General features: G+C 44.1%; 25 protein-coding genes. 3 read left to right on the top strand and 22 right to left on the bottom strand.

The genetic code is table 11. The features are described 5' to 3' along the window. Positions 1-9: 9 nt before the first annotated feature. The 16 genes from atpD to RBI_RS03850 all read right to left on the bottom strand — a co-directional run bounded on the left by atpD (position 10) and on the right by RBI_RS03850 (position 15,098). Positions 10-1,419, bottom strand: a complete 1,410-nt coding sequence (gene atpD / locus RBI_RS03925; RefSeq protein WP_038671187.1) for a F0F1 ATP synthase subunit beta — start codon at positions 1,417-1,419, stop codon at positions 10-12. 62 nt (positions 1,420-1,481) lie between these two features. Further along, positions 1,482-2,345, bottom strand: a complete 864-nt coding sequence (gene atpG, locus RBI_RS03920) for an ATP synthase F1 subunit gamma (protein ID WP_022288614.1) — start codon at positions 2,343-2,345, stop codon at positions 1,482-1,484. A 13-nt stretch (positions 2,346-2,358) separates the two neighbouring features. Next, on the bottom strand, positions 2,359-3,873 hold the full coding sequence (gene atpA, locus RBI_RS03915) for a F0F1 ATP synthase subunit alpha (RefSeq protein ID WP_022288615.1): 1,515 nt from the start codon (positions 3,871-3,873) through the stop codon (positions 2,359-2,361). A 20-nt stretch (positions 3,874-3,893) separates the two neighbouring features. Further along, positions 3,894-4,442 carry an ATP synthase F1 subunit delta gene (atpH, locus tag RBI_RS03910; RefSeq protein WP_022288616.1) on the bottom strand — a complete coding sequence of 183 codons (549 nt, stop codon included), beginning with the start codon at positions 4,440-4,442 and terminating at the stop codon, positions 3,894-3,896. Then, on the bottom strand, positions 4,442-4,957 hold the full coding sequence (gene atpF, locus RBI_RS03905) for a F0F1 ATP synthase subunit B (RefSeq protein WP_038671185.1): 516 nt from the start codon (positions 4,955-4,957) through the stop codon (positions 4,442-4,444). The genes atpH and atpF overlap by 1 nt, the downstream gene beginning before the upstream one ends. 55 nt (positions 4,958-5,012) lie before the next feature. Beyond that, a complete protein-coding gene (gene atpE / locus RBI_RS03900; RefSeq protein WP_022288618.1) occupies positions 5,013-5,267 on the bottom strand; it encodes an ATP synthase F0 subunit C in 255 nt (84 codons plus the stop codon). Positions 5,268-5,320: 53 nt separating this feature from the next. Beyond that, positions 5,321-6,049 carry a F0F1 ATP synthase subunit A gene (locus RBI_RS03895; RefSeq protein ID WP_046439674.1) on the bottom strand — a complete coding sequence of 243 codons (729 nt, stop codon included), beginning with the start codon at positions 6,047-6,049 and terminating at the stop codon, positions 5,321-5,323. Beyond that, positions 6,050-6,433: a hypothetical protein gene (locus RBI_RS03890; RefSeq protein WP_022288620.1), complete on the bottom strand. Its 384-nt coding sequence runs from the start codon at positions 6,431-6,433 to the stop codon at positions 6,050-6,052. A 336-nt stretch (positions 6,434-6,769) separates the two neighbouring features. After that, entirely contained in the window at positions 6,770-7,042 is a 273-nt protein-coding gene (locus RBI_RS03885; protein WP_038671183.1) for a hypothetical protein, read from the bottom strand. Positions 7,043-7,173: 131 nt separating this feature from the next. Further along, entirely contained in the window at positions 7,174-8,148 is a 975-nt protein-coding gene (locus RBI_RS03880) for a hypothetical protein (RefSeq protein WP_038671181.1), read from the bottom strand. A 269-nt stretch (positions 8,149-8,417) separates the two neighbouring features. Then, complete coding sequence (locus tag RBI_RS03875) at positions 8,418-9,269, bottom strand: hypothetical protein (RefSeq protein WP_038671179.1); 852 nt, start codon at positions 9,267-9,269, stop codon at positions 8,418-8,420. Positions 9,270-9,402: 133 nt separating this feature from the next. After that, positions 9,403-10,401, bottom strand: a complete 999-nt coding sequence (locus RBI_RS03870; RefSeq protein WP_038671177.1) for an efflux RND transporter periplasmic adaptor subunit — start codon at positions 10,399-10,401, stop codon at positions 9,403-9,405. A 149-nt stretch (positions 10,402-10,550) separates the two neighbouring features. Continuing rightward, positions 10,551-11,648 (bottom strand): radical SAM family heme chaperone HemW, encoded by a 1,098-nt coding sequence (gene hemW, locus RBI_RS03865; RefSeq protein WP_038671175.1) that lies wholly within the window; start codon positions 11,646-11,648, stop codon positions 10,551-10,553. Then, the gene (locus tag RBI_RS03860; RefSeq protein WP_022288626.1) at positions 11,645-12,118 is read right to left on the bottom strand and encodes a hypothetical protein; all 474 of its coding nucleotides are present in this window, start codon (positions 12,116-12,118) and stop codon (positions 11,645-11,647) included. Before RBI_RS03860 ends, hemW begins: the two co-directional genes overlap by 4 nt. A 190-nt stretch (positions 12,119-12,308) precedes the next feature. Beyond that, a complete protein-coding gene (gene lepA / locus RBI_RS03855; RefSeq protein WP_022288627.1) occupies positions 12,309-14,111 on the bottom strand; it encodes a translation elongation factor 4 in 1,803 nt (600 codons plus the stop codon). Between the two features lie 129 nt (positions 14,112-14,240). Next, positions 14,241-15,098 (bottom strand): hypothetical protein, encoded by an 858-nt coding sequence (locus RBI_RS03850; protein WP_038671173.1) that lies wholly within the window; start codon positions 15,096-15,098, stop codon positions 14,241-14,243. 203 nt (positions 15,099-15,301) lie between these two features. Between RBI_RS03850 and RBI_RS03845 the strand changes: the two genes are divergently transcribed. Both RBI_RS03845 and RBI_RS03840 read left to right on the top strand, forming a co-directional pair. Further along, positions 15,302-15,523 carry a helix-turn-helix domain-containing protein gene (locus RBI_RS03845; protein WP_022288629.1) on the top strand — a complete coding sequence of 74 codons (222 nt, stop codon included), beginning with the start codon at positions 15,302-15,304 and terminating at the stop codon, positions 15,521-15,523. A 180-nt stretch (positions 15,524-15,703) separates the two neighbouring features. After that, positions 15,704-16,207, top strand: coding sequence for a CarD family transcriptional regulator (locus tag RBI_RS03840; protein ID WP_022288630.1), 504 nt, complete (start codon positions 15,704-15,706; stop codon positions 16,205-16,207). Positions 16,208-16,296: 89 nt separating this feature from the next. Here RBI_RS03840 and RBI_RS03835 read toward each other — a convergent pair whose 3' ends face one another. The 6 genes from RBI_RS03835 to rimM form a co-directional block, all read right to left on the bottom strand. Beyond that, positions 16,297-16,611, bottom strand: a complete 315-nt coding sequence (locus tag RBI_RS03835; protein WP_022288631.1) for a hypothetical protein — start codon at positions 16,609-16,611, stop codon at positions 16,297-16,299. A 160-nt stretch (positions 16,612-16,771) separates the two neighbouring features. Further along, a complete protein-coding gene (locus tag RBI_RS03830; RefSeq protein ID WP_038673060.1) occupies positions 16,772-17,506 on the bottom strand; it encodes a 16S rRNA (uracil(1498)-N(3))-methyltransferase in 735 nt (244 codons plus the stop codon). 462 nt (positions 17,507-17,968) lie between these two features. Next, positions 17,969-18,241: an HPr family phosphocarrier protein gene (locus RBI_RS03825; RefSeq protein WP_022288633.1), complete on the bottom strand. Its 273-nt coding sequence runs from the start codon at positions 18,239-18,241 to the stop codon at positions 17,969-17,971. Between the two features lie 283 nt (positions 18,242-18,524). Next, positions 18,525-19,265, bottom strand: coding sequence for a tRNA (guanosine(37)-N1)-methyltransferase TrmD (gene trmD, locus RBI_RS03820; RefSeq protein ID WP_038671171.1), 741 nt, complete (start codon positions 19,263-19,265; stop codon positions 18,525-18,527). Between the two features lie 28 nt (positions 19,266-19,293). Beyond that, positions 19,294-19,770 carry a hypothetical protein gene (locus tag RBI_RS03815; RefSeq protein ID WP_038671169.1) on the bottom strand — a complete coding sequence of 159 codons (477 nt, stop codon included), beginning with the start codon at positions 19,768-19,770 and terminating at the stop codon, positions 19,294-19,296. Next, complete coding sequence (gene rimM, locus RBI_RS03810; protein WP_038671167.1) at positions 19,770-20,276, bottom strand: ribosome maturation factor RimM; 507 nt, start codon at positions 20,274-20,276, stop codon at positions 19,770-19,772. The genes RBI_RS03815 and rimM overlap by 1 nt, the downstream gene beginning before the upstream one ends. A 439-nt stretch (positions 20,277-20,715) precedes the next feature. On the opposite strand from rimM, the gene RBI_RS03805 reads away from it, so the two are divergent. After that, complete coding sequence (locus RBI_RS03805) at positions 20,716-21,801, top strand: PucR family transcriptional regulator (RefSeq protein ID WP_022288637.1); 1,086 nt, start codon at positions 20,716-20,718, stop codon at positions 21,799-21,801. Positions 21,802-21,850 lie beyond the last annotated feature (49 nt).

Raw genomic sequence — 21,850 nt, 5'->3', positions numbered from 1 at the left:
GTTCTGTTACTACTGTTCACTTTCTGCGATCTGTCTGCCCTTTTCAACAGCCTCGTCGATAGTTCCCACAAACAGAAAAGCAGATTCAGGCAGGTCGTCATGCTTGCCCTCGATTATCTCCTTGAAGCCTCTGATAGTCTCCTTGATAGGCACATATTTGCCCTTCATACCTGTGAACTGCTCCGCAACGGAGAACGGCTGTGACAGAAAACGCTGTATCTTTCTTGCTCTTGATACAGTGAGCTTATCCTCGTCAGAAAGCTCGTCCATACCCATGATAGCGATGATATCCTGAAGCTCCACATACCTCTGCAAGATAGACTGGACCTGTCTTGCCACCTGATAATGCTCGTTGCCCACTATCTCAGGTGAAAGTATCCTGGAGTTTGACTCCAACGGGTCAACGGCAGGATAGATACCAAGTGATGAAATACTTCTTGAAAGCACAGTTGTTGCGTCAAGGTGAGCAAACGTAGTTGCAGGCGCAGGGTCTGTCAAATCGTCCGCAGGCACATAAACTGCCTGAACGGAAGTGATAGAGCCTTTTGTTGTTGAAGTGATACGCTCCTGTAACTGACCCATTTCAGTTGCAAGTGTAGGCTGATAACCAACGGCTGACGGCATTCTGCCAAGGAGTGCCGACACCTCAGAACCTGCCTGAGTAAATCTGAATATGTTGTCGATAAAAAGCAACACGTCCTGATGCTCAACATCTCTGAAATACTCCGCCATTGTCAGACCTGAAAGTGCAACTCTCATTCTCGCTCCGGGCGGCTCGTTCATCTGACCATACACAAGCACAGTCTTATCGATAACTCCCGACTCTTTCATCTCATAATAAAGGTCGTTGCCCTCACGGGTACGCTCTCCAACGCCTGTGAATACCGAGATACCACCATGCTGATTGGCAACGTTATTTATAAGCTCCTGAATAAGCACCGTCTTGCCTACTCCTGCACCGCCGAAAAGACCTATCTTTCCGCCTTTCAGATATGGTGCGATAAGGTCGATGACCTTGATACCGGTTTCCAGAATCTCGTTTGAAGCAGACTGCTCTTCGTATGTCGGCGGTTCTCTGTGTATCTCCCAGCGCTCCTTAGTTTCAGGGGCAGGCAGATTGTCAACAGGCTCGCCCAGAAGATTGAACATTCTCGAAAGAGTTTCCTTGCCCACCGGAACAGAAATAGCCTTGCCCGTATCAACAGCGTCGATACCTCTCATAAGTCCGTCTGTAGAGCCCATGGCGATACATCTTACTATATCGTCGCCTATATGCTGAGCCACCTCAACAACGAGCTTTTCGCCCTTGTTGTCTATCTCAATGGCATTGAGCAGATCAGGCAAGCTGTCCTTTTCAAAGCGGATATCAACTACCGCACCAACTATCTGGACTACCTTGCCTATGTTTTTGCTTTCCATTTATTTACCACCTTTCAAAAAGGGATATAAGCTATCATCATAGCCGTCACATCTTTTAAATACTATCTTCCGATAGTTGCCGAGCTTATCTCTGTAAGCTCCTGAGTTATCTGCGCCTGTCTTGCTCTGTTGTAAAGAAGCGACAGATTGTCTATCATTTCTCCTGCGTTGTCCGTTGCAGACTCCATTGCAGTACGTCTTGCCGCCTGCTCAGAAGCGTAAGAATCCACTATCGCAGAATAAAGCATACCGCCTATATACTGCGGTATCATACCGTCAAAGACCTCCTCAGGGGACGGGTCATAGATAGTTGACGGGTGCTTTTTGCCGCCCAGCTTGTCAAGATCCTCCACGGGAAGTATCTGCAAACTGCAAGGCTCCTGTGTCAGCGCCGACACGAATGTGGTATACACAAGCTCTACCTTGTCATAATCCCCATTTCTGAAGCCTGCGATAATATCTTCCACAATGTCTATAACAGTGTCAGTGTCAATGTTCTCCGCTATCTGCGGATATTTCCACACAAGGTCATAGTCACGCTTCTCAAAGAACTCAACAGCCTTTTTGCCCACAGCCATAACACGAAGCTGACCGCCTGATGACAGCACATCGTCAGCCTTTGCCTTAGCCATTTTCAGAACGTTGGAGTTAAATCCTCCTGCAAGTCCCCTGTCGCCTGCCACCACTATAAGCAGTGTGGAATTAAGAAACTTCTTCTTTGTATACACCGACTTGAAAGCTCTGTCGCAGGATATATCGCACATTGTCTTAAAAAGCGTTTCAAAGAACGGCTGAACTGCCACCGCCTTGTCTTTGGCACGTCTGAGCTTAGAAGCCGCCACAAGCTGCATGGCTTTTGTTATCTGCATGGTGCTTTCAACGCTTTTGATACGTCTTTTGACGTCTTTCATATTAGCTGTTGCCATCGCTCAGCGCTCCTTATCTGCTTTGAAGAAACTTCTGTGAATACTCCGCAAGCACATCCTTTATTGCCTGTTCATTCTCTTTTGTAAGCTCTCCTGTTTCTCTTATTGAAGAGAAAATATCAGGGTGAGTTTCATCTATATACACAAAAAGGTCTTTCTCAAATTCAGCGATATCCTCAACTCTGATATTTTTCAGATAGTTGTTTACCACCGCATAGATTATGACCACCTGCTTCTCAACGTCCAATGGCGAGGTCTTGCCCTGCTTGAGCACTTCCACGATACGTTCGCCCTGTGCAAGTCTTTCCTTTGTGTCCTTGTCAAGGTCAGAGCCGAACTGTGAGAATGATTGCAACTCTCTGTACTGTGAATAAAGCAGTTTCAACGAGCCTGAAACCTTTTTCATAGCCTTTATCTGTGCCGAACCGCCTACACGGGATACTGATATACCAGGGTTTACTGCAGGTCTGACGCCTGAGAAGAACAGCTCAGATTCAAGGAATATCTGTCCGTCAGTGATAGATATAACGTTTGTCGGGATATAAGCTGAAACATCGCCTGCCTGAGTTTCGATAATAGGCAGAGCGGTTATAGAGCCTCCGCCGTAGTCCTTGTTAAGACAGCAGGCTCTCTCCAAAAGTCTTGAATGGAGATAGAAAACATCTCCCGGATAAGCCTCACGTCCTGTCGGTCTTTGAAGCAGAAGTGACATAGTTCTGTACGCCACAGCGTGCTTTGAAAGGTCGTCATAAACGCACAGCACGTCCTTGCCCTGAAGCATGAAATACTCAGCCATTGCAACTCCTGCATATGGTGCTATATACTGCAAAGGCGCCATTTCAGAAGCCGTTGCCGATACAACTATAGAATAATCCATTGCCCCATGCTTAGAAAGGGTATCCACCACGTTTGCCACAGTAGACTGCTTCTGACCTATCGCAACATAGATACAGATAACGTCCTTGCCTTTCTGATTTATGATAGTGTCAAGTGCTATAGAAGTTTTACCAGTCTGTCTGTCGCCTATAATAAGTTCACGCTGACCTCTGCCTATAGGTATCATAGAGTCAATAGCCTTGATACCGGTCTGCAATGGTCTGTTTACTGATTGTCTTGTAATTATTCCGAAAGCAGGGCTTTCCACAGGTCTTGTTTCTGTTGTAAGCACAGCGCCCCTGCCGTCGATAGGTGCACCGAGAGCGTTCACAACTCGTCCGAGAAGCGCATCTCCCACAGGCACAGAAACTATCCTGCCTGTCCTCTTTACTCCAGACCCCTCTTTTATTCCGTCCTCAGAGCCGAGAAGTACACAGCCTACAAAATCCTGCTCCAAGTTCATTGCCATGCCGTATGTTCCGTTAGAAAATTCAAGAAGTTCGCCCGACATACACTTGTCAAGTCCATGAACTCTTGAAATTCCGTCGCCAACAGTGCAGACCGTCCCCACATCGTCAAGCTCAAGCTTGCTGCGGTAGTCCTTGATCTGCTGTTTTATCAAGCCTGTTATTTCATCAGGACGTAATTTCATGTTAAAATACCGTTCCTTTCCTATGCAATGACCCCGTCGATCTGAGCCTTGATATCATCAAGCTTAGTTCTGACGCTGCCGTCTATTTCTGTGTCTGAATATCTCAGCACGATACCGCCCATAAGGCTTTTATCCACCTTTTCCACAAGCACTATCTTTGCCCCCGAAACAGCCTCCAGCTTAGCCACAAGCTTGTCCCTGAGCCTTTCAGACAGAGGCATAGCCGTCACCGCAGTGACCTCTATGATATTATTATGCTTTTCATAAAGCTCCTTGAACTTTGCGCATATCTCAGGCAGAAACCTTATCCTGCCCTTTTCGCTCACAAGGCAAAGAAAATTAAGCGTAACAGGCTGTATCCTGTCCATAAACACCTTTTCCAGCGCCGCCCTTTTTTCGTCCTCCGTTACCAGCGGTGACGCAAGCAGCTCCACATATTCCTCCTGACCCTGAGAGAAAATTATATCCCTTATGCTCCCAAGCTCACCATAGACTTCATCAAGGCAGTTTTCCTCGCAGCACACCTCGAAAAGTGCATTGCCGTAAATATTCCCGATACTGTCTGCCATTACATCTCACCCACATTGTCGATGAACTTCTCGATAAGACGTTCGTTGTCCTCGCCTGTCATATCCTTTTCCACAACTGCCGCCGCAGCCGAGAAAGCAATATCGGTGATCTCGTTCTTGATCTGGTTGACAGCGATCTTCTTTTCTCTTTCGATCTCTCTTGAAGCGTTATCCACAAGACCCTTTGCCTCAGTTCTCGCTTCGCTGATTATCTCGTCAGAACGCTGTTGAGCCTTTCTTGTTGCCGTCTGTATAATCTGTGCAGACTCTTCCTTTGCACCCTCTAATCTGCTTGTATACTCAGCTTCAAGCTTCTCGGCATTTTCTTTCGCCTCGTCAGCCTGCCTGTAAGTTTCCTTAACATCATTTTTCCTGTCCTCGATGACCTTGTTCACCTTATCGAACAGAAAATGCTTGAGCACCAAAAACAGTATGAGCGTATTGAGCAAAGTCGCAATTATCGTTGTCAGATCTATTGACAGAAACTCTGTCACATCGCCTGCTGCCAATACCATTTATCCAACCTCCCCTCCGCACCAATGCAGAGCAAATCTTGTTTGAAGCTTTTTATTAAAGCTTTCCGATAAATGGGTTAGCAAAGAGCAGGATAAGTGCTACAACGAATGCGTAGATACCTGTTGACTCAGCCATAGCAACGCCTATGAACATTGTTCTTGTGCAGTCGCCCTTAGCCTCAGGCTGTCTTGCGATAGCCTCGATAGTCTTTCCTACTGCGTAGCCCTCACCGATACCAGGTCCGATACCTGCGATCATTGCAAGTCCTGCACCGATTGCTGAACAGCCAAGAAGAATAGCCTTTTCCATAATGATAAACCTCCGTTATTTACATTTTTTATACTTTCCGCCAAAGCGGTAAATTACTCTGTTTCCGCAGCCGCACCAACGTTTACCATGGTGAGCATCGAGAAGATATAAGCCTGTATGCACCCTGAGAACAGGTCGAAATACACGCTGAGCACCGCAGGTATACCTACCTGAAATACACTGAACGCCCATGATCCTGCCTCAAAAGTCAGACCCAGTGCAGATGACAGTGAGCCGAGCGCACCATAAAGCAGTCCCGTTATTACCATGCCGCCTGCAACGTTGCCGAACAGACGGAACGCCATAGACGCAGGTGTAGCCACCTCACTGATGATATTAAGCGGCAGGATAAAAGCCACAGGCTGTGCAAAGCTTTTAAGATAGCCCTTGAAACCGTTCGCTTTTATCTTGTTGTATGTGATAAGCACGAATGTCATAAGTGCCCACGTTGCCGTAACATTGATGTCTGCAGTCATAGACCTCAGACCTATCATACTGATAAGAGCGCCAAACACCGCATAAATAAGCAGCGTAGCAATATAAGGGGCATACTTCATCATCTTAACGCCCATGTTCTCTTTGACCATGTTGTTGACGAAGTTCACAAGCATCTCCGCAACCACCTGACGTTTTTTCTCAGGCACTTTTTTCAAATCGTGTGTGAGCCACAAGCACAGTATCAGCACCGCAACTATAATAAGCCAGCCCATCACCACCGTTTCGGTGATCCTCAGACTGCCTATCTCAAACACTATCTTAGGGCCGTTTCCAATACCCGTCATTTATTTATCCCTTCTTTCTCTTATCTGTATGACATACAGAATTATCCTCGGATAAAACTGCGGCAGCAGTATCCCAACTGGACTTACTGCCTTTGTGAGCATAGCCCCCGCACAAAGCACAAAAAGCACTCCATACCTAGTCATGTAACACCCAAGCATTGTCCGCTTAGCCTTTTGGCCCTCAAGCTCCACAGCCTTTTCGCAGGTCACACCAAGGTAGTACATACAAAGGCACATATAGCCCCAGCCCAATGCAAAGCCCGCAAGCTGTGTGATGTCAAAGCCCCACAGCAAAGTAAATGCCCAGCATACAACAGCCATAACACCGCCCCATAAGCATATTTTTTTCAACAAGCCGCCAAGCTCAGAGCCTATATTTTTCACTTATTTTCTCCGATTTTCATAAAGAAATCCACCATAAATCTTTACATTTTCTTAATAGCAGAAAATATCTGCCTGATGTATTTCATTATACCACACAGCCCCACATTTTTAAAGAGCAAACCGCAAATTTAAACATTTATTTTACATGGATTTTACACTTCGTTCACAGCTAGTCAAATAATTAGTTAATTATGATTTGGCGTTAATAATTTATCAATAGTCAACCATTGACTTTTGACATTGTTTGAGTTTTATCATACGATTTCACAATAAAAAACGGACTGCCGCAAGCCGAAATAATATCACGGCTGAGCAGTCCGCAAGCATATGTGCAGCTTATCTGATGATATCGTCAACAACGCTTTCTACAGTGCTTACAGTATCATCAATAATATCCGCACCACCGCTTACAGTGTCCTTGATACCATCGCCAACACGGCTCACAAGCGTGTCGCTGTCATCACGTCTGCTTGTGACCTCATTTTTAGAAGTTGTGGTCGCAGTAACGCCGGAAGATGTCGAACCTGAGTTATCGTCATTTCTTGAACAGCCTGCGAGCATAACACCGCAAAGGCCAAGACAAGTTAGCATAGCGAACAATTTTTTCATAATTAAGTTCCTTTCAGTATAAGATATGCCATTTTAGGCTAATGCTATTATTTCTCGGAGATGAGGATATATTCATAAAAAAATAAAAAAGAGATGAGCCAAAAGCCCATCTCTCTGTCAGATCAAAAAAATCAATAAAACCGCGATTTCTTTTTCTTGATAACGAAAATAACAGCACCGACAATAACCACCGCAACGACCACAATAACTACAATGCCTACTACTCCGATACCCTTTGAAGATTCAGCCTCAGATGACGAAGTGCTGCCCAGTCCGTTTGACTTAGGCTGTATCTTTAAGCCCTGCACGATCTCCTGTGCCTTTGCACTTTTATTGTAGCCATCGAGATTCATTACCTGAAGATCTTCACCGTTCTTCTGCAACGGAGTATCTATTACAAGATTATCAATATAAAGCACATCTGTCTTATCCATTTTCTTTATGACCGGTATCTCAAATACGAACTTTGTTGCTCCGCACTTGTCAGGTACTGGTATAAGTGCTGTCGCATACTGAGTAACATTATTGCTTGCATCTGTATTTATTTCAAGCTGAACACTATTGCTGGTCACCTTTTTGTATTCCTCAGTACAAGGAAAAGCAAACACAGAATCTCCCATAAGTTTGCCCTGAGCGTCCTGATTTATCCTATACTTGAAAGAAACCATACAGCCGTCAAAACAAGTCATACCAAAATCCTTGGCGTCGATCTCAACGCCCATCGTTATATAAGGCGCATCTTCAGAATCAGAGCCAGGATAAACCAAATTCTTATCGTCATCTCTTATAAGCGAAGCAAAAGTACAATAATCGCTTATGTCATTAGGCTGTGTTGCTGTTATCTTAAGGCTTGCACCCTGATAAGCATAGGTCTTTTCTTGGGATGCTCCCACTGAAATCTTCTCACCGTCAGGAGTCACCTTGATATATCTCTCCCAATCCTTCATATCAAACGACAAGGATGGTGCTGAAGTATCTGTTGTAAGGATACTCTTGTCGGCACTATATTCAGGTATTTCAGCCTCACTGTCGGCATAAGCAGACACAGCACAAACGCCAAGCATCATTATCGCTGATACCACGCCAAGTATTCTCTTTGATCTCATTTTAATTCTTATCCTCCCTTGATACTATTGTATGTAAACGCTTTCATAGCCGTTCACACAAGTATCGAAACGTTATAAAACACTATTAATATTTTACACCTTTTTAACAAATCTGTCAAGTGTACCATACAATTTTTCATATAATGTAACTGTTTTGTAATACAAGCTAAGCGTTTTAACCAAAATAACCACACGATTTTTATGAATAAGCTCTTATTGACAGCCATTTTTATCAAAAAAAGACCGCCTTCTCAGACGGTCCTGCGAACTTATTGAATACCAAGAAACTGGAAATACTGCTTATCCGGCATTGTTGTAACAGAAGTGGCTCTCAGATCATCAGCATCCGAAAGTCTGTACTGCACCTTGAGAACTCCGTCCTCCTTTACCCAGCCAACATCAGGAACTGTTCCTCTTATACCCTTGTTGGAAATGGTCTTTTTGATACCTTTCTGCTTAAGAGTAAAGAATTTAAGCTCGATATCCTGATTGTATGGCACTACGCATATCTTTACAGCACCCTTGTCGCTGTCCTTTACATCATAAAGTATTATCTGATACTGGCCGTCAGGCGATATGGTATTTGATTCTGACGTTACTTCAGTGAGCTTCTTGAAGTTATCTCTGTAGAGAGCATAAACACTTGACGATGTGTCAAGATCTGAATTTAGCACAGTTTCAACAGACGTGCCTCCGAAAAGGATATTAAGCACAAAGTATGCAACTATTCCAAGAACATACATAAGCAGATATATTGTACCCATTATAACCTTTACAGTTTCGTTCGTGCCTGCTGCAAAGAACATTATGATAGCAACAATGAACGGCGGAACTATCAATATCCAGTCGCCCATGTTGAAAAGTATCATGCAGAACACGACCGGAAGCATGAGTATGCTCAATATCTCCGTCACAAGCTCACGTCTTGAAAAGAGCATAAGTCCCATAAAAACTACGTTAAGCACCACATACACTGTGAAAAACGATTTTTCTCTGCCTGCCGCAAACTCCAGATCATACAGGAACGTTGCATAAGTGAGCAGAGTTATTACAGCAAAGTAAGCGACATTGAAAACTGATACCGCTCGCTTTACCCATACGTTAGATAAAAAATCCTTCATTTTTAGTCCTCCCTAGACACTCTGTTCTTTTATTTTACACGAAATTACGCAAAAAATCAAGTGCTTTATTTCTTTATTTTTTCTTAAAACACAAATCAGACATATCAAATAGTATTTAATTGGCTGAATGCCGTCAATTGAGTATTATCTCTTCACCGCCGCTGAGTCCCGAAAGTATCTCAACGTTGTCGTTGTCCTCGATGCCAAGCTCTACGTCCTGCTCTATCTTTACACCGTCCACAAGCAGGTTCACATAATTGCGTCCATCAAGCTTCTTCACCGCCTTCTGCGGAACTATCACAGTATCAAGCCTTGAATACACGTCAAAGACAACCTCTATGCCGCCAAGATCCAGCATATCGTTCTCCTCGTCAGGGGTTATAACATAAACATATGCCGAGAAATCTCCGCTCTCATTGTAGATTATATCCGTCACAGTGCCGCCCATCGTATTGGCACCCTGTACTATCTGCACTGCAGTGCCAAAATTGACGTTTGTGAGCGCGTTATCAAACACAGACACGCACAGAGCCTTTTGTGATTTATCGGAAGTATACCCAAGCACCTCGCCCTTATTCACCGGCATGAACGCTGTCAGCTCCTGACCTTGTCTGTCTGCAAGATCAAACTGTCCGTCACATGGAGCGTAAACCTTATAATCCTCCAAGGACGCCACAAGACTGTCATATTTGAGCTGTTCTATCTGTAAGTCATACTGAGAAAGCTGTATCTCACTGTAGTCAGCACCGTTCGCCTGCAATGTAGCGACAGTCTGCTTCGCCTGATTGAGCCTTATTTCTTCCTCTTCTATCTGTTCGTCCACATCGTCAGAATAAAGTGTGCAAAGCAGGTCACCCTTTTTCACATCACAAGGCGACTCCACATCTATAGACTTTATCTGACCGCTTGCCTTGAAGGTGACGGTTTCACTGTAAGGGTAATCATAAACGCCCTCCTGATGATACTCCTGAGAGATATCTCCTATCTCAGCTTTTACCGTCTTATATGTTATATCCTTAGTTTCCAGAATAGGCACAGCTATCTCGTCTTTTTTCTCCGACTTTCCGCAGGCACAAAGTCCGAAACACATTGCCGCTGCTGAGATCAAAGCAATAAATCTTATACTTTTCATAAAAAAGCCCTCTCGGTAATATAAAACTGCGGACACACTCCGCCGCAGTGAATTATACCACATTTTCTGTCATTTTTCAAGCTTATCCCCTACATATCGTATATCTATTGTATAACTGCACAACACTGTCTGCCTATATTTATACAGGTTTACCACAGCAGTTCACCGATAATAGAGTTTGAAGCCAGAAAACCCGCAGGCGTAAGCCTTAAAATACCCTTTTCGACCACGCAAAGCCCCTGTTTCTGAAACAAAGCCGCCTTCTTGCGGATATTCTCCCCAAGCTCTTTACCACCAAGCTCCTCGGCTTTACCTATGTCAATGCCCTCCGTGAGCCTTAACCCCAGCATGACATACTCCTCTGCCTTGTCAGGGTCGTCCTCAAGCACCACCATGCTCTGCACCTTGTCAGAAATAAACTCCTCAACATCGCTCTTGCAGTAATATCTCTCATTATCAAAGAAAGAATGTGCCGACGGGCCAATGCCTATATATTCTTCCCCGTGCCAATATTTAAGATTGTGCCGTGATTTTCCGCCCTCTTTGGCAAAATTTGATATCTCATACTGTAAGAAGCCCTTGCTTGCAAGCTGTCCCACAGTTTGCAAATACATATCGCACAGCATATCGTCATCAGCCACAGCGTTTCTCATCTCATCACAATCAAAAGCCGTACCCTTTTCTATTTTCAGCATATAAGCCGAAATATGATCAACAGGGAGTGCCGTAATGCTCTCTATGCTATCCCAAAGGCTTTCAAGGGTCTGACCCTTTACCCCAAGCATGATATCGCATGAGATATGCCTAAATCCCACCTGAGCCGCCGTTTCCACAGCCGACTTTGCCTGAGAAAAGTCATGAAGCCTGCCCAAGAAGCCAAGCTCCCTGTCATTAGCCGATTGAACGCCAAAAGAAAGCCTTGTTACCCCTGCTTTTCTCCACCCTGACATCTTCTCCCTGTCCACAGAGCTGGGATTAGCCTCCAAGGTTATTTCAGGCTGGCAAAGATCAAAGCACTTTCCTGCCGTATCTATTATCCTGTCAACCTGTTCAGCCGACAGCACAGAGGGCGTACCGCCACCGAAGTAGATAGTATCGCATTTTATGTCCCTACCCTTGAAAGCCTCAATATTGCGGCACACAGCCTGCGTGTAGTCCTCATAAAGCTCAGGCCTGCAAACGGAATAGAAGTCACAGTAAGGGCATTTTCTTTTACAGAAAGGCACATGGATATAAATTCCTGTCATAGCATATCCTCGTCATCATCAAAAGCCTTGTCGATATACTCTCCTGTTTTTTCACGGTTGAGCCGAAATCTCTCTATCGCCTTTTTCACACCAAATATACCGCCCCACACAAGGAACATACAAAGGCTTATAAGCACTGCATAAAGCACGAAATAAGCCTGCTGTTTCAAACTGAGCTGAAAATACACCGACCGCCTGTTTAGCATATCGGAAACTTTGGGGTGGATAACGATATAGCAGATAACGCCAAGAATACCTGCATAAGCAAGTGTGCATACCATGCCCATAAAAGCTTCCTTGAATTTGAGTGCCGAGAATTTAGCTCCTGCACACACCGCCCACACAGCGATAAGCACAAGCCCAGCCGCCGCAGAGATATTGGCATACACCTCATAAAGCACAGGCAATATCACCGCACCGCTCAGCCCGAAAGCCAGCGACAATTTCATAGACTTTTGTATATCAGGCATAGCTGCTCCTTTCAAAAAAATGTTGATATATTTGTATAAACCAAAACCTATCCACTCTCCGAACGGGCTGTCGAGGGCGCCAGCCCCTACGCCAAAATTCTACCACCGCAAAATCGCTACGCTCGGTGCTGGGTGATTTGTTCGGTTCAGCTTCGCCATTCCTCACTCCTCACTCCTCACTTAAACTACGCTACTCGTCCAGCTTCAGCACCGACATAAACGCTTCCTGTGGCACTGACACAGATCCAAGCTGTCTCATTCGCTTCTTTCCCTCTTTTTGCTTCTCCAACAGCTTCTTCTTTCTTGTGATATCTCCGCCATAGCACTTAGCAAGCACGTCTTTTCTCATAGCCTTGATAGTTTCTCTTGCTATTATCTTTCCGCCGATAGCCGCCTGCACAGGTATTTCAAAGAGCTGTCTTGGTATATTCTCTTTAAGCTTCTCCGTCAGTCTTCTGCCCCTTGAATAAGCCTTATCCTCGTGTACGATGAATGAAAGTGCGTCAACCACCTCGCCGTTAAGGAGTATATCAAGCTTCACAAGCTTAGACTTCGCATAGCCCATCATCTCATAGTCAAATGAAGCATAGCCCTTTGTGCGTGATTTCAATGCGTCAAAGAAGTCATAAACTATCTCGTTGAGGGGAAGCTGATAATGCAGGTCAACTCTAGTTTCGTCTATATACTTCATATCCTTGTATACGCCACGTCTGTCCTGACAAAGCTCCATTATATTTCCAACATATTCAGACGGCGTATAAATATGTGCGTTAACTATCGGTTCCTCTGCCGAAGCAATATTTGCCACATCAGGATAATTTGTCGGGTTATCAATGAACACAGTTTCGCCGTTAGTCAGATTTACCTTATAAATAACTGACGGTGCAGTTGTGATAAGGTCGAGATTATATTCTCTCTCCAAACGCTCCTGGATTATCTCCATGTGCAGAAGTCCGAGGAAGCCACATCTGAAACCAAAGCCCAGTGCAATTGAAGTTTCAGGCTCGAAGGACAGTGAAGCGTCATTGAGCATAAGCTTTTCCAAAGCGTCACGAAGGTCAGGATATTTTGCTCCGTCCGCAGGATAGATTCCGCAGTAAACCATAGGGTTTACTTTCTTATATCCAGGGAGTGCCTCAGCGCAAGGCTCAGCCGCATTTGTCACAGTATCGCCCACACGAGTGTCGCCGATATCCTTGATAGAAGCAGCGATATATCCTACCTCGCCTGCATGAAGCTCTCCCACAGGCACAAGGTCAGTTGCTCCCATATAGCCTATCTCCACCGTCTGAAATTCAGCCCCCGTAGCCATAAGCCTAATGGTATCTCCAGCCTTGATATGCCCCTCTTTCACACGACAGTATATGATAACTCCCTTGTACTGGTCATAATAGCTGTCGAAAATAAGAGCCTTAAGCGGAGCGTTCTCGTCGCCCTTTGGGCATGGTATATCCTTTACAACACGTTCAAGCACCTCTTTGACGTTCGTACCCATTTTAGCTGATATCCTCGGAGCGTCCATAGCAGGTATGCCTATAACGTTCTCTACCTCTGTGCAAGCCCTTTCAGGGTCAGCGGACGGCAGGTCTATCTTGTTTATAACAGGCACTACCTCAAGGTCATGTTCGATAGCAAGATAAGTGTTTGCAAGGGTCTGCGCTTCTATACCCTGGGAAGCGTCAACGATAAGCAATGCACCCTCGCAGGCAGCAAGAGAACGTGACACCTCATAGTTGAAGTCAACGTGACCTGGGGTGTCGATAAGGTTGAAAACATAGTCCTGCCCGTCGTCAGCGTGATAATTAAGGCGCACCGCACGAGCTTTGATAGTGATACCTCTTTCTCGCTCGATATCCATATTATCGAGAAGCTGATCTTCCATATCTCTCAGCTTCACAGTATCGGTAAGCTCCAAAATTCTGTCGGCAAGAGTAGATTTGCCGTGGTCTATATGAGCTATAATGCAGAAATTTCGTATATTATTTTCGTTCATTTACTGATTTTCCTCTCTCAGACAAGTATACTTTTCCATAATACTTTATTATAACACGCTTGCCCGACATTGTCAATTTCTCCGCAAAGAAAAAAAGGCAGACACAACGTGCCTGCCCCAAAATACATATTATTCTGCGCTGATATATGCCGTTACAGCGTCATCAGAGCTGTCAGAAGTTGTTCCCTCTGGATAAGAGCTGAATGTGAACTTGTAATCCTTGTAGCCCTTTACCATAAGGAAAAGGTTTACATACTTGTATGTATTTCCAACAAAATATTCGTTCTTTTTCTGTGTAAGAAGCTCAGTAGTTCCGCCCATGCCGATATAAGTAGAAGCTCCGTCAGCAGAAGGTATTCCTCCGCCGCCCTTGTTGGAAGCAGAATAGTTTACATCAGGAGAGATTATGCCCCATTCATTGCTAGGGAAATCCTCAGGAACATAGACCTCATATTCCATAACGCAAAGCTCACAGTCATCAGGTATTTTCAGCTCGCTCTCGTCTATCTTAGAAAAATCACTGCCAACAGAGTTGTTGAGCTCGATAGCCTTGTTTACATAATCTGCATCCTCACTTTTGCTAACTACCTTTGTTATCCTTGTATAGATAGTGTGGTAGATCTTGTCTGTAGCACAGTATCTGGTAGTCTTTATCCACTGACCGATAGGCGCAAGATTTTCCTCGCTTGTTTCAGAAGGCTCGATAGCACTAGCCGCAATATCGTTGCTGTCAACGCTTGCAGGCTTGTTTTCGTCAGCAGTGCTTGTGTCAGCCACCTCAGCCTGTGATGATTCCGTTACCGCAGGAGCAGTTGTTGTGGTAGTTGTCGTTACTGTTGCATCTTCTGATGAGTCAGCAGCACTGCTTTCCGTCTGCACAGCCGCAGCAGAGCTTTCGTTATCACTGTCGGAAGAACCACTGTCAGAACAGCCTGCCATGCCAAAAGCCATTACCACTGCCAATAAAAGAGCAGATATTTTTTTCATAATGTTACCTCCATATTTCTTTAATGAATTTATTTTACAACATTTTTTTATACAAGTCAACAATATTTTCGACATTTATAAATATTTTGTTAAATACCCACAAACAGCCATAGTGTTTTTACAACATAATGTAGTAAGAAAAGCACAACATAATGTTGTATGATATATTAAATATAGACTATCAGAAAGGAATGGAGCGCCGCATGGTTTTTCAAAGAATACGAGATATGCGAGAAGATGCAGACCTTAAACAAAACGATATGGCAAAAATACTCCATTGCTCACAGCAAGCTTACAGCAACTACGAACTAGGACAGCGTGATATTCCCACGGATATCCTCATAGCCCTAGCTGAATATCACAAAACAAATGTAGACTATCTTCTGGGACTAACCAAAAACAAGACCTACTATAAAGATATGTAAAGCGGAAAGAACATCTCTTTCCGTTTTTTTTGCAACCCATTTCATACACATTTATACAATCCTCTTCTATGTATGATTTGTTAAAATTGCCTATGACATTTTTAGAAAAAAAGTGTTATAATGTATATAAGAAACAAAATAAAGTTGTATTCACGATTTAATGAGGAAGGAGCGTTAAAAATGCTAAAAAAAGGCGACGTCATATCATACGGTACAACCGGAGTGTGCAAAGTCGAGGGCGAGTGCGAACAGACCGTCAAGGGTCAGAAAAAGCGCTACATAGTTCTAAAACCTGTCCACCAAATCAATTCCACCTTGTATGTGCCGGTAGATAATGACGAGCTTAAAACAAAGTTCAAACCTCTGCTCACAGGCGATGAGATAGAGGAGATCATAAAAGAAATGCCCGAGGAGAGTTCCCTTTGGAAAGAAAGCAGCAGCGAGCGTGCCGAGCTTTATTCACAGGTACTTGAAAGCGGTGACAGAAAGCGACTTGCACAGCTTGTGAGAACATTGTATCTCAGACAGAAACATCTTATTGCGAAGGGCAGACATCTTCATTCATTAGACGAACGTTTTTTCAAGAATGCGGAAAATCTGCTCTTTGACGAGTTTTCAGCCGTCCTGGGCATATCCCAAGACGAGGTCTTCGACTTTATAGAAACCCGCCTGAGCAAAGCCTAAATATATACAAATGGCACAAATAATATCGGCAAATAAAAAAGGACAAACCACAGTGGCTTGTCCTTTTTGTTTTCACAAATGATACTCGATTATTCCTTGTCAACGTCCTCAACAGGCTCCTCGATAGCGTCGAGCTGAACTTCAACGTCAGCATCCTCCTCAGTTGCAGCCTCGTCCTCAGCAGGCTCTTCAGCCTTTTCCTCAGACTTCTCAGCGTCCTCTGCCTTATCAGCTTCATCAGCCTCGTCAGAACACTCGTCGCAGCCGCAGCAATCGTCGAAATCCTCGTCGAGATCTTCGTAATCGTAGTTTTCAAGCTCCTTGTGCTTTTTAAATGCAAAAATAGCAGCAGCTCCTGCAGCGATCGCACCGAGTGCAGCTATAACTTTCAATCCGCTTGCCATAATAAAACGCTCCTTTTTTGAATATTCCACTCTGAACTGCGTTCAGACTATCTACAGTATAGCATATTTGTTATAAAAAATCAAGACGTTTACAAAAAATACTGATTTTTTATACAACCTGCTCAAAAAATCTCAGTAAGCTTTGACAAATTGCCCACTGCTACATATTCCCCGTAAGGCTCATTATCACGCTAAGAGCCGCCAGTGGAGCTGTCTCGCACCGCAGTATCCTAGGTCCAAGACTCACCACAGTGACCCCTGCCTGACTACAGCTCTCCGCCTCATGGCTCTCGAAACCGCCCTCACAGCCGATAAACAAGCCAATAGTCTTTTCCTCACCCTCACTGACAGGGGCAATGCCTGTCTTGCTAAGGCTCACACCGCCTTTTTCGTAACACATAAAGCTCTCGTCGCACTCTTTAAGTTCACCAAGGCACTCCTCAAAGCTGATAAAATTCGTCACCTCAGGCACATATCCCCTGCCTGACTGTTTCGCCGCTTCCAAAGCTATCTTATTGTATCTCTCCACACGCTTTTCATAGCCGCTTTTTGCAGGTCTTGAAACGCACCTCGCCGTAATAACAGGCACTATCTTGTACACTCCAAGCTCCACAGCCTTTTGCACTATAAGATCCATTTTATCAGACTTAGGCAACGCCTGATAAAGCACCACATTCACAGTAGGCTCGTTTTCGCTTTTCTCAGCAGAAAGCACATCGCAAACCACTTCCTTATCAGAAATGGACAGAATTTTTGCTCTGTATTCCACCCTGTCTGCACAAACAGTGATGATATCTCCAAGTCTCATACGCAAACTTCTGCCGATATGATAAGCATCATTACCCCTGATAGAAATCGTATTCCCCGATACGCTGTCAACAAAAAATCTAGGCATATTCCCAACCAGTGTCAAGCACTGTCCTCCAATCTCAAATCACGATTTTACGCACTTTCACGACGCTCCCGTCGCTTCTTGGTATAGTATACCACACCTTCAAAAATTGTTCAACAAAGTTCACATAACTAACACAAAACTTTCATACGCAGTACATACGGGCAGGGTATTATATAGTTGTCGCGAGGGACAAGACCCACTGAGGAAAGTTCCAAGAGCGGCAGTCGATTTTGATATGTAGGCTTTTACCCCAAGCCTTCATATATACAGCTTGTAGATTAATTTCTACTAGCTTCTCCCCTATAATTTTTTATTTTTTGGCACCCACAGTTTTCTGTGGGTGTTTTTTTGTCCTGTCGAGGATATGGCAGGACGAACCTATTACGCAAAAAAAGCGGAACGCCCTACACAGAACATTCCGCTTAAATCAAACTATTCTATTTAGTTATATTCAGGGAGCGATTATCTTGCACCCTCAGCAAAGCCGCTGTCAACAAGATCAACAAGACCCTTTACTGCTGCTTCCTCATCTGGACCGTCTGCAATGATCCTGATAGTTGTGCCGCCTACGATGCCAAGTGAAAGGATTCCAAGAAGGCTCTTTGCGTTTACTCTTCTCTCCTCTTTCTCTACCCAGATAGATGACTTGAATTCATTTGCCTTCTGGATGAAAAATGTTGCAGGGCGTGCGTGAAGTCCTACCTGATTCTGTACTACTACGTCTTTTACGAACATACTAATCTCTCCCATTCATTATAATGCTGTTAAACTCCCTAATTAAGGGACTTTTTCAAGATACCCTCAGGTTATTTGATATATTTATTATACTCGACAAGTCTGCCTTAGTCAACGCAAATTTTAGACAAACAAGCGAAAAACCCTCAATTTTCAGCATAATGCTCTAAACTTTGCAACTTTTGTAATTAAACTTGTGATATATTCACAACACAGATTTTTACATTATATCACTTTGTACAAATTCATTTAACAATTATGTGAAAAGTGTTGAAAACCAATGTCACTTTTTATTCTCTTTTTCTTCTAATTTGTGTATAATAGCCAAATCTTTTTCCGTCAGCGGACTTCTTTCCAACAGCTCAGGACGCTTCAAATAGGTGGCTTTTACAGCCTCCTCACGGCGCCATTTCGCTATCTCAGCATGATTGCCCGATAGAAGCACTTTAGGCACTTCCCTGTCGTGCCACACCTCAGGACGTGTGTACTGTGGATATTCCAGCAGACCATTATAGTGGCTCTCGTCCTCATAGCAATCCGCCTGCGAAAGCGTTCCCTCCAGCATTCTCACAACGCAGTCCACCAGCACCAACGCAGGAAGCTCTCCGCCGGTAAGCACATAATCCCCCACGGATATTTCTTCATCAACTATTTCGTCAATGACCCTGCTGTCCACTCCCTCATAATGACCGCATAATATAAATATGCTGTCAAGCCGAGAAAGTTCCTTTGCACGCTTCTGGGTCAGCGTTTTTCCCTGTGGGGACATATAGATAACGTGAGGCTTTGCCTTTCCAGCTGTTACCGACTTGTAGCAGTTGTAAATAGGCTCGCACTGCATGAGCATACCCTGTCTTTCGCTGTAAGGGGTATCGTCTACTCTGCGGTGCTTGTCCTGAGTGTAGTCCCTGATATTATGACACGTTACCGTGAAAATATTCTTAGCCCTCGCCCTGCCTACTACGCTTTCAGAAAGATAATTCTCAAGCATTTCAGGAAAAAGCGTTGCAATATCTATGTTCAAATCAATTCCTCCATATCATGTCAAAAGGCTAGTAAGCCCAGTTTTCCTCAGCGCTGTTCAAATGCTCCTGCACAGAGCCGCCGCTTTTTTCATAGTATCCTATGCCCTGCACAACACCGATAGTCACCACAATAGCGATTATTATCACCACAAATAAGCTCCACAAAGCAGACCTGCGCTTCTTCGGCTTGTTGCCCTCGTTATTATAGTATACCCTCAGACTTGTGAGCATATTGTCAAGCTCAATAAAACTCAGCCCCTCGCCCTTATAGGTGTTGGCAAGCCTGTTGAATCCGCTCTCTTTTCTCAGCCTTTTTATAAGCCATTTTTCCTCAGCCCTGGGACTTCTCAGCCGTGGGCTTTCATCTATGTATGCTGTAAAAACTCTCTCGATACATTCAAGCGACTTTTCACGGCTGTTGAGCTTTGGAAATATCAGGCTGAACATTCCGTCAGAATAATCTCTGGCAAGCCTTTCCAAGTCCTCGTATTTGCAGAACTTCATTAATCAAAAAGCCCCTCCAGCGGAGTTATCTTCATCACGCCACCCTCGATATCAGTTTCAGCCACCACCTCAGGTATCGCAGGGATAAGCTTAACGTTTCCCTTTTCGTCAGCGATGTGGTAAACATCGTTTGCGCCTGTCTGACTTACGTCTGTTATCTTGCCGTAGCTTTCACCGCTGTCAGCGTCGACCACTTCAAGACCTATAAGATCCTGAACAAAATAGCAGCCCTCATCAAGCTCCACATCGTCACGGTCGATATAAAGCACCCTGTTGCGAAGCTTCTGAGCCTCCTCCACAGTGTCAACGCCCTTGACTTTCATTACAACGATATTCTTTGCAACTCTCGAACGCTCTATCTCCACAGGAGTACCGCTCTTATAATATAGTGTGTCAAATCCGCAGAGAAATTCAGGTCCATCACACCATGGCTGTACTTTTATCTCGCCCTTTATGCCGAACACCGATACTATCTTTCCTGCTTCAAGATATTTTTTTACGTCCATTTTGATTACCTCCCGATAACAAATCTTACAGCTTTCTTTTTATAGATTGTAACATATTTTTTTACCCTTTGCAACGCTTTAACTACGCTGTTATGCACATAGCTCAGGATATTTACAAAAAGTTTATTAATTACAATTCGGTTACTCAAAACGAACTTTGCGCCCCTCTTTTGTACAAAATCACCATGAAAACCTGTGATTTAACAAAAAATTCACACATAAGAGAGCAAAATGTGTTACAATTTGTAATATATCAGACCGCAGACCAGTGCTTGAAACTGCGGTATAAAAGTTTTTTTGCATATTTTCACTATAAAACACTTGCAAAACATATCGTTTTTTGTTATAATAACAATGTGCAGACATCTGCCCTTATGGGGTAATTATGCCCATGGCAGAACTTAGGTCGAAAATTTTTGCAAGTAGAGGGGAATAACTTATGTCAAACAGATTATTTCAGAGCGTTGTTCATCAGATGCGTGACACTATCGACTGCGTCATAGGCGTAATAGATGAGAACGCAACTATCATTGCCTGCTCTGAGCTTTCACAGGTCGGAACGACTAACGAATTCGTTTCGTTAGATTTGGGCGATTCACACGACATTTTTGTTAGAGACGGTTATACCTATAAGCCATTCGGTGCTCATATGAAACCTGACTATGCTGTTTTCGTTGAGGGAACAGACGAGGTGGCTGCAAAGTATGCAAGCATACTTGCCATTACTCTTTCCAGCATAAAGCAGTATTATGACGAAAAATACGACAGAAACAATTTCATCAAGAACGTAGTGCTTGACAACGTGCTGCCGGGCGACGTTCATGTTAAAGCTAGAGAGCTGCATTTCAGCGCTGACATTTCAAGAGTGGTGCTGCTTATCAGAATACTCTCCACAAATGACGTTTCAGCTTACGATGTTATCCAGAACCTTTTCCCTGACAAGTCCAAGGACTTCGTTTTCAACATCACTGAGAGCGATATCGTGCTTGTTAAGGAAGTGGCAAACGGCGTTGAGTCTAAGGATCTGGAAAAGCTGGCACGTTCTATTTCCGATACCCTTTCAAGTGAATTCTATACAAGAGTCACTGTAGGTATAGGAACAGTAGTAGAGGGCGTAAAGGATCTGGCAAGAAGCTTCAAGGAAGCACAGATAGCTCTCGAGGTAGGAAAGGTGTTCGATACTGACAAGAATATCGTTTCTTATGACAATCTTGGTATCGCAAGACTTATCTATCACCTGCCTACAACACTTTGCGAAACATTCCTTAAGGAAGTTTTCAAGAAAGGCTCTATCGAGTCGCTGGATCATGAAACACTTTTCACTATCCAGAAGTTCTTTGAAAACAACCTGAACGTTTCTGAAACTTCAAGAAAACTGTTTGTTCACAGAAATACTCTTGTGTACAGACTTGAAAAGATCAAAAAGCTCACGGGTCTTGACCTGAGAGAGTTCGACCACGCTATCATCTTTAAGATAGCTCTCATGGTAAAGAAATATCTCTCCGCTAACCCTGTCAAGTTCTAAGTCCTACGAGCGAAAAAGAGGCTTGCTTGCCTCTGTAAAACTAAGGCGG

Source organism: Ruminococcus bicirculans (ex Wegman et al. 2014) (assembly GCF_000723465.1).
Classification (GTDB): domain Bacteria; phylum Bacillota; class Clostridia; order Oscillospirales; family Ruminococcaceae; genus Hominimerdicola; species Hominimerdicola aceti.
Note: the sequence above shows the minus strand (reverse complement) of the source record. Positions and strands in the feature narration are given on the sequence as shown.

Bases quoted from the DNA above. Each gene is read 5' to 3' on its own strand.
- RBI_RS03895 (WP_046439674.1), bottom strand. From the start codon at position 6,049: ATGACGGGTATTGGAAACGGCCCTAAGATAGTGTTTGAGATAGGCAGT.
- RBI_RS03825 (WP_022288633.1), bottom strand. From the start codon at position 18,241: ATGTTCGTAAAAGACGTAGTAGTACAGAATCAGGTAGGACTTCACGCA.
- RBI_RS03850 (WP_038671173.1), bottom strand. From the start codon at position 15,098: ATGAAAAAAATATCTGCTCTTTTATTGGCAGTGGTAATGGCTTTTGGC.
- RBI_RS03870 (WP_038671177.1), bottom strand. From the start codon at position 10,401: ATGAAAAGTATAAGATTTATTGCTTTGATCTCAGCAGCGGCAATGTGT.
- RBI_RS03880 (WP_038671181.1), bottom strand. From the start codon at position 8,148: ATGAGATCAAAGAGAATACTTGGCGTGGTATCAGCGATAATGATGCTT.
- atpE (WP_022288618.1), bottom strand. From the start codon at position 5,267: ATGGAAAAGGCTATTCTTCTTGGCTGTTCAGCAATCGGTGCAGGACTT.
- RBI_RS03815 (WP_038671169.1), bottom strand. From the start codon at position 19,770: ATGAAGTTCTGCAAATACGAGGACTTGGAAAGGCTTGCCAGAGATTAT.
- RBI_RS03840 (WP_022288630.1), top strand. From the start codon at position 15,704: ATGCTAAAAAAAGGCGACGTCATATCATACGGTACAACCGGAGTGTGC.
- RBI_RS03860 (WP_022288626.1), bottom strand. From the start codon at position 12,118: ATGCCTGATATACAAAAGTCTATGAAATTGTCGCTGGCTTTCGGGCTG.
- RBI_RS03845 (WP_022288629.1), top strand. From the start codon at position 15,302: ATGGTTTTTCAAAGAATACGAGATATGCGAGAAGATGCAGACCTTAAA.
- RBI_RS03875 (WP_038671179.1), bottom strand. From the start codon at position 9,269: ATGAAGGATTTTTTATCTAACGTATGGGTAAAGCGAGCGGTATCAGTT.
- RBI_RS03835 (WP_022288631.1), bottom strand. From the start codon at position 16,611: ATGGCAAGCGGATTGAAAGTTATAGCTGCACTCGGTGCGATCGCTGCA.
- atpA (WP_022288615.1), bottom strand. From the start codon at position 3,873: ATGAAATTACGTCCTGATGAAATAACAGGCTTGATAAAACAGCAGATC.
- hemW (WP_038671175.1), bottom strand. From the start codon at position 11,648: ATGACAGGAATTTATATCCATGTGCCTTTCTGTAAAAGAAAATGCCCT.
- atpH (WP_022288616.1), bottom strand. From the start codon at position 4,442: ATGGCAGACAGTATCGGGAATATTTACGGCAATGCACTTTTCGAGGTG.
- lepA (WP_022288627.1), bottom strand. From the start codon at position 14,111: ATGAACGAAAATAATATACGAAATTTCTGCATTATAGCTCATATAGAC.
- atpF (WP_038671185.1), bottom strand. From the start codon at position 4,957: ATGGTATTGGCAGCAGGCGATGTGACAGAGTTTCTGTCAATAGATCTG.
- RBI_RS03885 (WP_038671183.1), bottom strand. From the start codon at position 7,042: ATGAAAAAATTGTTCGCTATGCTAACTTGTCTTGGCCTTTGCGGTGTT.
- atpG (WP_022288614.1), bottom strand. From the start codon at position 2,345: ATGGCAACAGCTAATATGAAAGACGTCAAAAGACGTATCAAAAGCGTT.
- RBI_RS03830 (WP_038673060.1), bottom strand. From the start codon at position 17,506: ATGCCTAGATTTTTTGTTGACAGCGTATCGGGGAATACGATTTCTATC.
- rimM (WP_038671167.1), bottom strand. From the start codon at position 20,276: ATGGACGTAAAAAAATATCTTGAAGCAGGAAAGATAGTATCGGTGTTC.
- atpD (WP_038671187.1), bottom strand. From the start codon at position 1,419: ATGGAAAGCAAAAACATAGGCAAGGTAGTCCAGATAGTTGGTGCGGTA.
- RBI_RS03805 (WP_022288637.1), top strand. From the start codon at position 20,716: ATGTCAAACAGATTATTTCAGAGCGTTGTTCATCAGATGCGTGACACT.